Source organism: Corallococcus sp. AB038B (genome assembly GCF_003668955.1).
GTDB lineage: Bacteria > Myxococcota > Myxococcia > Myxococcales > Myxococcaceae > Corallococcus > Corallococcus exiguus.
This window is the reverse complement of the sequence record NZ_RAWO01000274.1, coordinates 1-402: the sequence shown is the minus strand read 5'-3', so window position 1 is coordinate 402 and position 402 is coordinate 1. Positions and strand designations below refer to the sequence as shown.

Here is a 402-nt window from a genome sequence, read left to right as displayed (position 1 = left end):
GAACTGGTACCTGCCCGCGTTGTCCGCTCGCGTGGCGGACCTCCTGAAGGATCAGCGTCAGTGGTGGAACCGGTATGGGCCGCTCGCGGGCGTGGGCTACTTCGTCGCGGATGAGACCCAGGTGGAGGAGCGCCGGCTGCGGAACAACGTGCTGTCCACGAGCGAGCCCTTCAAGGTCTCCCTGCTCGCGCATCCCCGACCCCTGCCGCGCGTCTACCTCGCCCCGCCTCGGTGTGTGTCGGGCCCGGAGGAGAGCCTGGCCGTCATTGCCTCGCCCGACTTCGTCCCCGGCCAGCAGGCCGTCGTCGAGTGTCGCGAGCCCTTGCCCACGGCGCCTCCGGGAGGTGACTCCGGGAAGGCCACGCTCACACGGTACGGAGTGGACGAAGTGGAGGTGGAGGT

The 402-nt window shown here is 69.7% G+C and carries 1 protein-coding gene; it reads left to right on the top strand.

What is annotated here, in order from left to right:
- Nucleotides 1–402: hypothetical protein (locus tag D7Y04_RS44870; RefSeq protein ID WP_158627707.1), on the top strand; the 402-nt coding region annotated here is incomplete at both ends.